At 60.7% G+C, this 14100-nt stretch carries 13 protein-coding genes; 8 read left to right on the top strand and 5 right to left on the bottom strand.

Translation table 11 applies throughout. From position 1 onward, the window contains the following. Genes LWH94_RS08490 through LWH94_RS08510 form a run of 5 tightly spaced genes read left to right on the top strand, consistent with a single transcriptional unit; the run spans position 1 to position 8040 of the window. Entirely contained in the window at positions 1–3372 is a 3372-nt protein-coding gene (locus LWH94_RS08490) for a hypothetical protein (protein WP_232901887.1), read from the top strand. A gap of 10 nt (positions 3373–3382) precedes the next feature. After that, positions 3383–3862 carry a hypothetical protein gene (locus LWH94_RS08495; RefSeq protein ID WP_232901888.1) on the top strand — a complete coding sequence of 160 codons (480 nt, stop codon included), beginning with the start codon at positions 3383–3385 and terminating at the stop codon, positions 3860–3862. Between the two features lie 3 nt (positions 3863–3865). Further along, positions 3866–5266, top strand: coding sequence for a WD40 repeat domain-containing protein (locus LWH94_RS08500; protein ID WP_232901889.1), 1401 nt, complete (start codon positions 3866–3868; stop codon positions 5264–5266). Between the two features lies 1 nt (position 5267). Continuing rightward, positions 5268–7826, top strand: a complete 2559-nt coding sequence (locus LWH94_RS08505) for a hypothetical protein (RefSeq protein ID WP_232901890.1) — start codon at positions 5268–5270, stop codon at positions 7824–7826. Continuing rightward, positions 7819–8040, top strand: a complete 222-nt coding sequence (locus LWH94_RS08510) for a hypothetical protein (protein WP_232901891.1) — start codon at positions 7819–7821, stop codon at positions 8038–8040. Before LWH94_RS08505 ends, LWH94_RS08510 begins: the two co-directional genes overlap by 8 nt. Here the strand turns inward: LWH94_RS08510 and LWH94_RS08515 are convergent. The 4 genes from LWH94_RS08515 to LWH94_RS08530 form a co-directional block, all read right to left on the bottom strand. Continuing rightward, positions 8033–8581 (bottom strand): hypothetical protein, encoded by a 549-nt coding sequence (locus LWH94_RS08515; RefSeq protein WP_232901892.1) that lies wholly within the window; start codon positions 8579–8581, stop codon positions 8033–8035. The two genes, LWH94_RS08510 and LWH94_RS08515, sit on opposite strands and share 8 nt — an antisense overlap. Before the next feature lie 523 nt (positions 8582–9104). Beyond that, positions 9105–9395: a type II toxin-antitoxin system RelE/ParE family toxin gene (locus LWH94_RS08520; RefSeq protein ID WP_232901893.1), complete on the bottom strand. Its 291-nt coding sequence runs from the start codon at positions 9393–9395 to the stop codon at positions 9105–9107. Continuing rightward, entirely contained in the window at positions 9395–9619 is a 225-nt protein-coding gene (locus tag LWH94_RS08525) for an addiction module protein (RefSeq protein WP_232901894.1), read from the bottom strand. The genes LWH94_RS08520 and LWH94_RS08525 overlap by 1 nt, the downstream gene beginning before the upstream one ends. 69 nt (positions 9620–9688) lie before the next feature. Then, complete coding sequence (locus tag LWH94_RS08530; protein ID WP_232901895.1) at positions 9689–10321, bottom strand: HPP family protein; 633 nt, start codon at positions 10319–10321, stop codon at positions 9689–9691. Between the two features lie 181 nt (positions 10322–10502). On the opposite strand from LWH94_RS08530, the gene LWH94_RS19520 reads away from it, so the two are divergent. The 3 genes from LWH94_RS19520 to LWH94_RS08545 are packed head-to-tail and all read left to right on the top strand — an operon-like array spanning position 10503 to position 12270. Then, on the top strand, positions 10503–11699 hold the full coding sequence (locus tag LWH94_RS19520) for a YdbH domain-containing protein (RefSeq protein ID WP_232901896.1): 1197 nt from the start codon (positions 10503–10505) through the stop codon (positions 11697–11699). Positions 11700–11701: 2 nt separating this feature from the next. Continuing rightward, a complete protein-coding gene (locus tag LWH94_RS08540) occupies positions 11702–11884 on the top strand; it encodes a YnbE family lipoprotein (RefSeq protein WP_232901944.1) in 183 nt (60 codons plus the stop codon). Positions 11885–11925: 41 nt separating this feature from the next. Then, entirely contained in the window at positions 11926–12270 is a 345-nt protein-coding gene (locus LWH94_RS08545; protein ID WP_232901897.1) for a YdbL family protein, read from the top strand. 203 nt (positions 12271–12473) lie between these two features. On the opposite strand, the gene LWH94_RS08550 is transcribed toward LWH94_RS08545, so the two are convergent. Continuing rightward, the gene (locus LWH94_RS08550) at positions 12474–13994 is read right to left on the bottom strand and encodes a putative bifunctional diguanylate cyclase/phosphodiesterase (protein ID WP_232901898.1); all 1521 of its coding nucleotides are present in this window, start codon (positions 13992–13994) and stop codon (positions 12474–12476) included. Between the last annotated feature and the right edge of the window lie 106 nt (positions 13995–14100).

Here is a 14100-nt window from a genome sequence, read left to right on the forward strand (position 1 = left end):
ATGCCGATTCAAGAACAGAACATCAAATTCCTGGCCAGCCAGGTCATGGACGACGTACCCGAGGGCGGCGGCGCTGCCACCGGTAACGAAATCCCCGACGGGGTGATGAACAACGTATTCGAGGACATCAGCGACCTCGACCGGGCCATGGGCCGGTTCAATCTGCGGAAGTTGTTTCTGGCCGTGCGGACCCTGAGCACCGACCTGTTCGGCGGCGCGAAAACCGTAGTAACCGCCCTGCCGGAAGACCCGGCCATCGGGTACACCCTATTCACCACCAACGACCCGTTTGACACCCGCGCGGAAGCGGCCAACCGCGTGGAAGCGTATCTGTTCAAGGGGCCGATGTGGCATGGCGCGCTTTTTGAGAACCACATCACCGGCATGCGCCAGATTCGGATCATCCAGCGAGACGACACCACCACTCTGCCGCCCCGGGGCAAAACCCTGACCCTGGTACAAAACGAGGGGCAGCCGAATGAAATTGAGCAGTATGTCCGCGTAACCGAAGTCAGCGCCGAAATGCAGACCTTCACCGGCGAAGGCGGCAAGCCGTTCCAGCGCCTGATTGTGTCCCTGGACCTATCGGACGCCCTGCGCCACGACTTTACCGGCCACCAGGTCAGCGAGTACGACACCTATGACTACGACACCGGCGCCCGCCTGCGGGACACTACCGTGGCCGATGCCACCCGGTACTTCGGAGCGCAGCCGCTAACCCAGGCCGCCGCCATCGGAGACGTTCAGCTGAAAGCAGCCAGCATGTTTACCCAGCTGGTCCCGGCCGCCCAAAGCGAGGAACCGCTAACCTATAAGGCCCTGAACCCCGACCTGATCCAGCAAATCGAGGCCGGCACACGGACCGTCGAGGTGGCCCAGCAGGCCCACACCAAGGCCCGCCAGGTGACCGTGGAGAACCGAAGCCAGAACTGGAACGAAACCCTGGCGCCCGCACCCGCCCCCGGCACCCTAAGCGTTTCGTTCATGGCCCAGGGCAACTGGTACACCCTGACCGACAACGGCGAGGGGGCGGTTCTGGGATCAGATCCCGGATTCGGCACCGGCACCGTGGACTATGTAACCGGCACCGTAAGCCTGACCGCCGGCGCCCTGCCGGATGCAGGCAGCCAGATCATTTACACCTACGGCTCCCGGGTACACTACGAAGTTCGGAGCGGAACCGAAGCTATCAACGCCGACGAGGCCCGCGTGCCCTTTACGCTGGAACACAGCCCGGTGATTCCGGCCTCGGTGTCTATGCTCTGGACCACCAACGGCGAAACCAAAACCGCCACCGTGGACGCCACAGGAGCAATCACCGGAGACGCCACCGGCACGCTGGACAGCTTCGAGGGCTCCGGGGAACTGATACTGACCACCCTGCCCGATAGGGGCAGTGACCTGACCATCAGCTACAACTGGTACGAGGCTCAAAACGCCGGCGAGGCCGTAAAGGCGGACGAAACAGTTGCCGCCACCAGCCCCATAGCCCTAAGCGCCGCCGCCAAACCAGACACCCTGCGCTTGGAGCTCTGGCTGATATCCCCCGCAGACCAGCACAGGCAGCACAGGATTATCGCCGTGGATAAGGGCGGCAACTTGGTTGTGCCGAAACAGCGCGCCTCAACAAGCTGGGGTAGCAGCGGCAGTGACAGTGTTGTGACTGAACAGATCATCGGCACCGTCAGCGGCGACACCGTGACCATCACCGAATCGGCGGTTGACGTTGAGTTCTATAAACGGGGCTACGGAATGGCGGCATGGTTCACGCAAAGGGACACCAAAAACCTGAGCATAGATACCAGCAAGGACGCCACCGCCCGCTATGTAGTGGACGGAGTAACCACAAACTCCGTAGCAGCCACCGACATAACGCCCATCGCCAGCGTGACACTGGACCTGCTGCCGAACGTAATCGACCCCATCGTACCTGAGTCGGTGCGGTTCACCCTCGGCGGCAAAACCTACGACGACCGCAGCGGTAGCGTGTTGACCGACATCGACCCCCAGACCGGCAGCGGCTTGGACGCCGGCTCTATCGACTACGACGCCGGCACCGCAGAGGTGACCTTCTGGGAAGACGGCCAGCCCACCGGGTTTGATGTAACCAGCTGCCTGACCGTGTACGGCGAATGGACCGCAAGGGAGGGCTTTTTCAGAACCCCCAGCGCCCCGCTGAAACCGGAAAGCCTGCAGATCATCGGCACCACCGAGGACGGGGAGCAGATCATCGCCCGGGCCAACCAAGATGGCGAGTTCAACCACGAGTGGCTGCAGGGAACCGTCAACTACACCTTCGGCACAGCCGCCGTGACCTTTGGGAAGTGGGTAGACGACGCCAGCCTGACCCCGGAAGAAAAAGAGGAAGACTGGTACGACCCCGCCAACGTTGAAAACGGAGAAATCTACAAACCCAAGCCCATGATAACCAGCACCCTGCGCTATAACGCTGTCGCCTTCAGCTATATACCGCTGGACGCCGGCATCGTGGGCATTGACGCAGTGCGCCTGCCAGCCGATGGCCGAGTACCGATCTACCGCCCCGGCGATGTGGTCATGGTGATGCACCCGCAGGAAACCGCCCCGGAGACCGTGACCACCGGCGGCACCATCGCCACCCGGCCCCGCGTGGCCTGGATACGGGTTATGGATGCCAACGGGGAGCAGGTGACCGAGGGCTACAGCCTGGACCGCGCCACCGGCACCGTGACCTTTGACGACGTAACCGGCATCGCCATGCCCGTGACCGTAAAGCACACCGTCGGCGACCTGCGCCTGGTGACCGACGTACAGATCACCGGGGATATGACCCTGAGCCGCCCCCTGACCCACGACTACCCCGCAGGGGAAACCGTCGTCGCCAGCTGCCTTGTTCACGGAGACCGGCGCGCCCGGGTGTCCGGCACGTGGGATCAGGAAACATGGAACGGAACCTGGACAGACAGCCAACAAGGCGACGAAGCCACCGCCACGCTCAACCTGATTGACCACCCGATCACGGTCACCAACGAGGGCTGCGATACAGACCGCTGGATATTGCGCTGCACCAACGCCAGCACCAACCAGTGGGAGCTGGTCAGCGAAAAGCGGGGCCTGGTATGGCGGGGCACCTACACCCAGACCGGCGACGACGTGGCCCCCATCAACCCCCGTACCCGAGGCGAAGACGGCCAGGGCGGCGTCCCGTACATGACCATCCCGGCAGCCGCCAACGGGGGCGGCTGGAGCAATGGCAACGTGGTACGGATAAACACCGTGGGCGCCATCGCCGATTTCTGGATTGCCCGCGCCATCCAGCAAAGCGACGAGCCGCTGGACGACGGCGCAGACGGCTGCGAAATCTACGCCCTGGGCAACATCGACAGACCGTAACGGAGACAACATGGACATATCACCAGCGCACCAGACCGCCGTGGAGGAAGCCACCCGAGTACCAGCCCTCCATGCCCGCCTGGCCCTGCTACAGCAGACAGACGATCAATCCACCGACCGGGGCAGCATCGCCCTGTTCGGCGGCACCCGACCCGCCCCCGGCGAAGCACCGGCCAGCGGCGCCATCGTCACCATGCTAATGACCGCCACCGCCGGCGCAGTCGATGAGCAGCTATACCAGCTTGCCCTCGACGCGCCCCTCGAGGGCCAGAACACCGGGGCCGATCCAGACACAGGCACCATTCCCACCTGGGCACGAATCTATACCCCCACCGGGGCGTGGTGGGCCGATGTGTCGGTATCTGTGGAGGGCGATGGCGGGGAGATTCAGATGGTCGCCACTGGCACCGAGGGTGATCCGGCAGAGCCCGTGGTACGGCTTTTCAATGGGGCGTTTGCGCGCCTTTCTTCAGCGATTTTTCAGGGGTGATTTATGGCGAATAAAAAAGCCTTTATCTCGGTAGGGGAATACCAGAATTTCAGGGCGTTGATTGGGCCAGACTACAGTTTGTCTCTGGCAGGACCAAGCGTCAGCGGTAACACATCTGGGGCTGCTTTTTCCTCAGACGGCAGCCTGCTTGCAGTTACATGCCGTTCGGCACCTTACCTGAAAGTGTTTAATACTGGCGACTGGAGTGAAGTGACCGGGCCAGGTATGTCAATAGCAGGTAAACGGTGCGCCTTTTCGCCGGATGGCACCCAGATAGCCGTATCACATTGGGGCGACAACAATTTTACGGTATTGGCGACCTCCGACTGGTCCACAATATCTGGATCAGCCAGTGTGCCAGGCAACGGCAATTCCTGTGCTTTTTCGCCGGATGGCGGCCTGCTCGCAGTAACACACTACTCCTCCCCCTATATAACAGTATTCAACACCAGCGACTGGTCGAAAGTGAGCGGTATTGCATCCGTGCCCGGAACAGCGTGGGATTGCGCCTTCTCTCCAGACGGAGCGTTCCTGGCGGTTTGCCATTCTGGATCGCCAAGGGTGACCGTTTATAATACTAGTGACTGGACAAAAGTCGGCGTTTCGGGATTGCCTTTTGATGGTAGAGGCTGCGATTTTTCGCCCAACGGGGCTTGGCTTGCCGTTGCGCACTGGAATTCGCCATATATAACAGTTTACAACACCAGCGACTGGACAAAGGTCTCCGGGCTGTCGGCCTCTATAGGAGATTCCTTTGACTGCAAATTCTCTCACGATAGCAGCCAATTAGCCGTTTTGGGCTACAACGGCCCACGAATAGAAGTGTTTGACACAAGCAACTGGTCTGCGCTGCCAGAAGTGGCATCAATCCCGGAGAACAGCGAAACCTTAGCCGCGTCACCACAAGCTGGCATTACAGTTCCGGCCCGGAAAATTGAAACAAGGCAGAGCGATGGGCAAGATCTTAACGCAACGGTTATCGTGTCGACACGAAGCTTGCAGAAAGTTACAGATATAGCATCATCTGGGGCGGCGGAATTTCAAAGCCTGATTGCCGGTGACTATTGGTTAATTATGCGCGATGACCGGGAGGGCGCCACCAGCGATGCCTTCGCCCGCATCACCCTGGACGCCACCAGCGGCGACCTGCCCCCACTGGTTTTGACTCAGGGCTACATCGGCGACCTGGTCACCATATCCAGCAACCTCACCACCCAAGCCGGCGCCCCAGGTGACGAGGTGGTGATCCGCAACTGGACCACCCGCGAGCTGGTCGCCAAGGTCATCCCAGACGCCAACGGCGATTGGAGTGCAGAGGTACCCCCGGGCACCTACGATGTAAGCTACATCGCCGAAAACTGCGCCCCGGTCATCCACGGCCCCTACACCGTAGAGCTGCCGTGATATGGGCTACCGCCCGCCGGAGTACACAACGCCGGTTTCGCTGACGGTCGGCTATAAAACCCCGGGGCTATACCAGCCTCGCGTGGTGACCGAGCAGTATCAGCCGCCGGCGTTGGGCGATCCGCTGCGCCTGCCCGAACAGTATCAAGCCCCGGGCATTGCCGATGGCCTGACCCTGCTCACGCCCTACCAGCCGCCCGCATTCGCCCCGGTTGCGCTCGATACCCGGTACACCGCCCCGGCCGGTTTTGAGCCGATCACCCTCTATACCCCGTATGAGCCGCTGGCCCTGAGCAAGCCCATCGTCATCACCGAAGGCTACAAGGCGCCCGGATTGGAACAAACGCGGGTACTGTCCACGGACTACACCCCGCCGGCCCTCACTGCCCGGGTAACGATTGCCGACCCTTATGCACCGCCGGAGCTGTCCCACCCGCTGGTACTGACCAACGGCATCACGGATGAAAGCGACGAGCCGGACGCCGAAGGGCAACTGCTGGCAGATCTGCCAACCGCCATCCCGGGGATCACGTTCGCCGCCTTCGGGGCACAAGACACCACGTACAACCCACCGCCGCTATTGAGCGCCGTGGTCCTGCGGGTGGGCTACACCATGCCCCCGTTGGAAAACCGGGTAGAGCTGTCCGAGCAGATAGAGCCGGAAACCTCCATCTACGGCAACCTACGGGCCGATACCCCGGCGCCACAATTTAGCCTGACGGCTACCGGTACCGGCGAAACCCTCCCCGCCGGGGCACTGGCTGCCCAACTGCCAAGCGCCGCCCCGGGGGTATCACTGGCTGCAGTCGTCGAGGCCATCGGCACCGGTAACGCCAGCACCTTGCTTCCACAGCCCCCGCGGCACTCGCTCGGCCTGGCTGCCGAAGCGCTGCAGATACTGGATCTGCCAGACAACGACAGCGCCAGCATCCGCCAACGACACCGCCCCAACTACCCCAAAGCCGAGCTGGGCCTGCTATTCCGGCAAAACCACGGGATGGACATCACCCTGCCGGCCGCATTGGCGCAGCAAGCCGCCCTACAGATACGTAACCGGCTGGAAGCAAATCAGGCCGAGATGATCCGGTGCCAACGACCGATGGGGCAGGCTCACCAGCACGGCGAGGACCTGCGCGGCAACCTGGGCGCGCCCCATGCCGAAGCGGTGCGAACCCGGGAAAGCACCCGGGAGCGGCACCAGCATGGCGTCAAGCGCAAGGGTAGTAGCGGCCTCCCCCACGCCGAAACCATAAAACGCAGGCAGTCGGTCAGGCTGGCGGAACAGCAGGGCCTGAAGTTCGCCAAGGGTCTGGGTGTTGGCAACCACAACGCATGGCCGACCGGCACCCGGCTGGAAGTCCGCTGGACCAAGGCAGACCACCCGGCCCCCGGATACTGGTGGCCCGTCTATAAGCCGCCCGGTCTGGACTTTGTTATGCCGTGCGAGGGTGATTACGAGCCCCGCCCGCTGCACTGCGACGTTATCCTGGGGCCAGGCTACGAACCACAGCCACCCTGCGAGATCGACCCAGAGCCGCCACACGAAACCATCACCATCCCCATCAGGGAGATATACACCGTGATTAACACCCTGACCCTGACCGAGCTGGACGGCACCCCCGTCCCGGCGGAGGACTTCAGCGCCAGCATCGACGCCGACAGCTGGACCTGGAGCTGGAACACCCGCATCCCGGCCGACGCCCTGGCGCAAGTGCGCCCGGACGCCAGCACCCGGGTGGAACTGATCGCCACCATAAACGGGGAGCCCCTGCGGGTACTGGTAGAAAATATCCAGCGGGAGCGCCGATTCGGGCAATCCTGGCTGCGGGTTTCAGGGCGGGGCAGAGCCGCGTTCCTGGCCGACCCCCTGGCACCGGTTACGCAGTACACCAACACCAGCGCCATGACGGCCCAGCAAGCCCTGAACTCGACCCTGACCACCAACGGCGTGCCCATCGGCTGGACCGTAGACTGGCAGATCGAGGACTGGCAGATTCCGGCCGGCATCTGGAGCCATAACGGCACCTGGATCGACGCGGCCAAGCGGATCGCCGAAGCCGGCGGCGCCTATGTCCAGAGCCACGACACCGACCAGACCCTGCAGATTCTGCCCCGGTACCCGGTCGCCCCCTGGAACTGGAGCAGCGCCACCCCCGACATTGCTCTGCCGGAGGACGTAGTGGAGGTGGAAGGCATCGAGTGGCAGGAAAAACCGGACTATAACGCGGTCTGGGTACACGGCGGCGAACAGGGCCGCGCCGATAGAATCATCATCGGCGCCACCGGCGGAACCAACCCCGCCCCGACCATCGTGGACGACCTGGCCACCGACCCAGCCATGACCCGCCAGCGAGGGCTGGCCCTGCTGGGCGACACCGGCAAGCAAGCCCAGATCAGCCTGCGCCTGCCGGTATTGCCCGAAACCGGAATGATACGGCCCGGCACCCTGATCGAATACCAGGAACAGGGCAACACCCGCCGGGGCCTGGTACGCAGCCTGAGCATCAACCACAGCTGGCCGGAGCTATGGCAGACCATCGGAGTAGAGACCCATGAGTAATCTTTATAAGCGCCTGCTCGGATTGCTGCCGAGCGAACCCAGGGACAAGGGGGAGGTAATCGCGACCACCCCGGACGGGGCCATCGTGGAGCTGGTGACCGGCGACCGGGTACGGGTAAGGGGCGCCGCCAGTGTAGGGGATCATGTTTTCATACGGGGCCGGCAGATTGAGGGGCCGGCTCCGGCTTTGGGTGGGGTGGATCAGACTATTTAGCTGCAGCCTCTAGCGCTGCCTTCACCTGAGCACAGGTCCACTCCGGCTCCCCTGTCAGCGTGGGCAGCCCCTCGTTTTTTAACTCTTCTGCGATCTCATCTGGGCCCAGGCCATCGCCATGAAGATGCTTAATCAGCGATCTAATCGATTCGGCCTGGCTGGCCGGCGCTTTCCGGGCTCTGGCTACAGGCTTGATCGCAGGTTTCGGCCGTGCTGCTGGGGCTGGGTTCGCCGGCTCGCTTTTTGGCGTTGGTGATGGCGGAGCCTGAAGCTCAACAAGCTGTTTTAAGTACTCGGCAGACTGGCGCGTATTGTTTTCGGAGTCCAGGAAGAGCTGGATAATCTCCGCAATCGAAACAAAGACCGCAAATGAGACAAGCGCTCCCACGCCCATCAGCATAACGACCCCGGTAATCCCGTCATCCTTCGCAATCACCAAGCCGGCGATAACGAATATGACGCTCACCACATATCCGACCGTTTTATACCATGCCGCAATTATCCGGAGCGCCGGGTACTTTCCTTTTGCTGACTCTTTCATCGCGCCCTCCGATTAGTTGAGCTTGTAGCTTGATGTCGATGAGATGCGACTGTGGGGCGGATGAGCGTGATTAAGAGTAACGTCCTTTTGAGCATGCTAACCTCCTTTGCTCAGAGCTTAGCCTAGTTGTTTAGGCAATTGTGTAAAACACTGTTAAACCGAGCGGGAAGGGGGAGGGCAGGTTTATTGCCGGTGCTCCTATAGTGCTCCATGAGCCCCGGTGTGTTTTTTAATTATATGAATTAGATAGTAAAATCTTATCCGTAGATCCAATCCATCATCGGCGCAACCGAAAACCGGCGAGACAAAACGGGGGCGGGCTGTTGAGAGGTCATGAACATCCGGAGAACAAAGCAAATGAAGGCGCCAATTCTACCACGTTCCCCCCATTCGGAGTCGATTAGGGGACTAGGGGTCTGTCCCTACGTGGACTGACCCCTCTAGGCACCAGGTTTACGTACTGGGGGCTGCCCCCGAGGATTGACTAGGGGTCTGTCCCCACGTGGACTGACCCCTCCAGGCACTATTGCCTGCGGAACCAGTAATCAGGCTCTCTATGGAGGTTCATCACTGCAAGGATGAATATCCCACCGCCTCTTTCAACGTATAGAACGCCGTAGGGAAAACGATTAACAAGGGAGCGCCTGACGGGGTTTCGGATGAAACTCCAGGCCTTCGGATATTTGAGGGCTCTGGTTATTGCACGAAGAACTTCGTCTGCCAGTTCAATGCCCAGGCCGGGTTGGATGGATTCGTAGTAGTCGATCGAATCATTGAACTCCGCTTCCGCTGCGGGGTGAAAACTGTAGTCCATTAGTTTCCGTGCCTGCTCCTGATCTTAGTGAAAACTTCTTCACCCGGGACAGCCTCGACTGCACCTGAATCCAATTCAGCTAATCGTTTCTGGGCCACGTCAGCCCACTTCTCGTCGATGCCTGACTCTGTGGGATTAAGGCTTTTCAGAAGCGACTCGATCACAAGCGCCCGTTCATCGACAGGAAGGGCATTAGCTTCTTCGATTAATTCTTGAATTCGCATTTTCTCATGCCTCTCAGGAAAGCGATTCACTTGGTTCAGCTTACCCCAAACAGTTCAGACTCCCAAATCTCAAACCCCAGCAACCTTAGACCCCTCCGCAGCCGGCGCCACCCCGCCCCCAGCCCAAACCGGGTACGGAATCCCCGCCAGGCGGTTCATCACAAAGGCATGGGCCAGCAGCAGGGCAACCCCGGCCATCAGGATGGGCAGCTGGGCCGGGTTGGGCATCAGGCCCAGGGAGACGATCAGGGCGGTGGCGCCGGCGGGAGGATGGGCTACGCGGAATACCACCATCAGGCAGCTGGTGAGGCCCAGCGACAACGCTGCCGCTCCCACCCGGGACAGGTCAACGCCAGTTGCGAAGGCGGAAGGCTGGCTCTGCAGGCCAAAAATGTACAAGCACAGCAACCCCATCAGCGCGCCAATCAGGTGCCCGCACAAGGTATTGCGGGGCGAAGCCGGCTGGGCCATGGGCACGTAGAACAGGATGAACGCCGTAGCCCCCAGCGACGGAAAGATAAACGCCTCCTGCGTAACCAGCGCCACAAACGACACCAACGCAATGCTGAAGCTACCATTCACCAGGTTGAACACCGCCATCACCGTGGTGCGGCTGTAACGGCTGGCTAACCGCTCCAGGTGCAGTGCATGAATCAGCCCTTTGGCCAGCTGCCAGCGAAGTTGTTCGTTGCGACGTCCCATAACGCGGTAAGGTGCCTCCACACGGTGCCATAAAAAGGGCGCGATACTAGGCACTGACGGATATCAAGGCAAACAAGGATTTTCGATAATGGTTAAGGGCCCGCTCAATAACCGCTCAAGTCCGGACTTGGTGCCTGGAGGGGTCAGTCCACGTAGGGACAGACCCCTGGTCTGGCAGCTGGTGGTGGTTTTTTGGCTGCTGGTAGCCGGGCCGGCGGGTGCGTTGGAGTTTGAGGTGCAGCAGATCCGGTTCGGGCTGGAGGACATTAGTCATCCGGCGCTGAAGCCCCAGGGGTGGTTGTTTACCGGGCGGGTTGGGGGTTCGTTGTCGGATGTGCAGCTGGAGGGGCAGATCAGTAATGATGCGGGGCTGGAAGCGGATATCCGCGTTCGGCATGTGGCCGGTGAGTTCCAGAGCATACGGCTGAGCACCACCATGGCCGGCAGCGAGGCCGTCGGCATCTTCAGGAATACCCTAACCAACTGGCCGGAGCAGCTGAACCTGCTGGAACTCGACAGCGGCGAACTCAGCGCCGAGGTGACCATTCATCTGCAACCCGACACCCCCATGGCTGTGCACAGCCGCGTGGAGTTTCGGAACCTCAGTGGCCTGATGGACCGAACTGCCATCACCAACCTCAGCGGCCACCTGCTGTTCAGCCTTGAAAACAATCAGCTCACCGCCCGCCTTCGGGACACAACCATCGGCCAGATCAACTCCGGCATCGGCATAGGCCCCATCAGCCTGCTGGCGGATTACCGGGCTGCTCAGGCAGAGCCGTTCGCCGGCGAACTCAACATCCAGCAGGCGAATGCCGAATTCCTGGATGGCCGCCTGCGCATCGCCCCGCGCACCATCAACCTGGCTGACCAGCCCGTCAGAATCCCCGTCGATGCCCACGAAATCTCCCTTACCCGTCTGCTGCAGGTATACCCCGCCGAGGGCTTCGAAGGCTCCGGCCTGCTCAGCGGCTCCATCCCCCTGGAAATCTCCGGTACCGGAGTCGAAGTACAGCAAGGCAGCATCGCGGCCCTCAGCCCCGGCGGCATGCTCAAACTGCCGGCCGACCAGTTGCAGGCCATGCTCGGCAGCGGCGGCACGGTAGAAACTGTAACCCGCGCTTTGCAAAACTTTCATTATTCGGTGCTCAGCAGCGCGATAGACTACGGTGAAAAGGGCAAACTCACGCTTGGCCTGCGCCTTGAGGGCAACAACCCGGACATCCGCAACGGCCAGCCCGTGGTGCTCAATGTAAACCTGGAAGAAGACATCCCCGCGCTGCTCACCAGCTTGCAGTTGAGCGGCAAAGTAAACGAAGCCGTTACCGAACGTGTTCGCGAACGGCTGCAACAATCCGGGCAGGAGGCAACACCATGACCATGCTAAAGCGCCTACTGCTGCCAATACTGCCGCTGGTGCTCATCGCCTGCACGCCAACGGTACAAGTGGCCGCACCCAAAGAACCCATCACCGTAAACCTGAACGTAAAAATCCAGCACGAAATCTACGTAAAGGTGGACAAAGAAGTAGACGAACTGTTCAGCGAACAAGGCCTGTTCTGAACAACCCCGGCCACCATCAAACGCTGATCAAGGAGTTCAACATGAAACGAATCATCCAAACCGCCGCCTTCATCCTCGCCCTGGGTGTGGCATTGCCGGCACTGGCTATGAGCCTGGAAGAAGCCAAGCAACAGCTGGAAACCGCAAAACAACAAGGCCTGCTAGGCGAAACCCCCGCCGGCTACCTGGACGTAGTGCGGGCAGAAGGCAACGCCCGGGAAGTGGCCGAAGCCATCAACAACGCCCGCCGGGAGGAGTACACCCGCATTGCTGAAAAGCACAATATTCCGGTAACCCAGGTGGAAACCGTGGCGGGCAAAAAGGCTATAGAGAAAACGCCGGCGGGGCAGTTTGTGCTTGTTGGTGGCCGGTGGATTAAGAAGTGAAGGGGGCTGTCCCAACGCAGACTAGGGGTCTGTCCCAGCTCAGACTAGGGGTCTGTCCCTACGAGGACAGACCCCTCAACGTACCAAGTTGAGTCAGACTAGAACCAGGCTTGGTGCCTAGAGGGGGCTGCTCAGACTAGAACCGGACTTGGTGCCTAGAGGGGTCAGTCCTCGTAGGGACAGACCCCTAGTCAGCCCCCTAATCAGTCCACTTCCCGAGCCCAGCTAACCAGCGCATCCAAAGCCATAGGCCGAGCAAAGTAAAACCCCTGAAAGCGGTGGCAGCCCCAGGCTCTTAGGATATCGAACTGCGCCTCGTCTTCCACGCCTTCGGCAACCACGGTCAGGCCCATTTCGCGGGCCATGGTGATTACGCCTTTGCACACGGCGGCATCTTTGTGGTTGGTGACCACGTTTTCCACGAACGACTTGTCGATTTTGATGCTGCTGGCGGGCAGGTCTTTCAGGTAGCTGAAGCTGGAAAAGCCGGTGCCAAAATCATCAATCGCCGTGGAAATTCCCAGCTCCTGCAGGGAATTCACCAAACTAATAGCGCGGCAGCGGTCTTTCATCAGCACGCCTTCGGTCAAATCCAGCTCCAGCAGATCAGCCGGCAGGCCGGTTTCGGCCAGAATCTTCTTCAGCTTGTCCAGAAACCCCGGGCGGTGGAACTGCAGCGGCGACAGGTTCACCCCCATGCGCCCGGGCAGCAGCCCCATTTCCTTCAGCTGAACGGCATCCTTACAGGCCTGGGTGAAAATCCACTTGCCCAGCGGCACAATCTGGCCGGTTTCCTCTGCCAACGGCAGAAAACGCTCCGGCGCAATCAGCCCGCGAGTAGGGTGCTGCCAGCGCACCAGCGCTTCCACACCGAAAAACTTGCCGTTCTGGTCTACCTGAGGCTGGTAATGCAGGAACAACTGGCCGCTGCGAATGGCCTCTTGCAGATCCTGGCGCAGGGTAACCCGGCGTGAAAGCTTGGCGTCCAGCTCTGCCGAATACACCTGAAACGTATCCCGGCCCTGGCGCTTGGCCTTGTACATCGCCATGTCTGCCTGGCGAATCAGCTTCTCTGGCGACGTTTCGCTGTCATCCAGCAGGCTGATCCCGATACTGGCAGACAAGTACAGCTCATGGCCGCCCACCTGCTGGGGCAGAGCAATCTTCTGCAGAATGCGTTCTGCCACCTCTTCTGCCTGCCGGGCCGATTCCAGGTCTGGCAGCAGCACCACAAACTCGTCGCCACCAAATCGGGCCAGCGTATCGGTAGGGCGAATGCACGCCTCCAGCGCCCGCGCCACCGCCACCAGCAGGCGGTCGCCCACCTTGTGGCCCAGGGTATCGTTAATGGGCTTGAACTCGTCCAGGTCTATAAATAGCACCGCCATCAGCCGGTTGTTCTGGCGGGCCAGGGTAAAATCCTGCTGCAACTTCTCTTCAAACATCGTGCGGTTGGCCAGGCCTGTCAGCGCATCGTGTGAAGCCTGGTACGCCAGCTTCTTCAGCAACAACGCCCGGCCAGACGAACGAAACAGCCAGGCAGACATAACCATGCCACCCACCACCAGCGTGAGCGACCCGGCCCAGGAGAAACGCAGCGGCTCCGGTACCGGCAACTGCGGAAAGGCAGACGCCAGCAAACCGGCAAAACCGGCCAGCAAAGTGCAGGCCAGCAGCAACAATGGCCAGGCCTGCAACCGCAGTGCGTGAGAAACTTGTGGCATAGACGGAGCGCCGCCTCAGAGTGGAAGAAAAAAGCCGGCGCATATTGTTAGGCCAGTTTGTTTTTTGCACAACGGCAGTTGTGTAAATAAAGCGTCAAACACGTAA

The organism is Marinobacter sp. G11 (assembly GCF_021282325.1).
GTDB classification, from domain to species: domain Bacteria; phylum Pseudomonadota; class Gammaproteobacteria; order Pseudomonadales; family Oleiphilaceae; genus Marinobacter; species Marinobacter vinifirmus.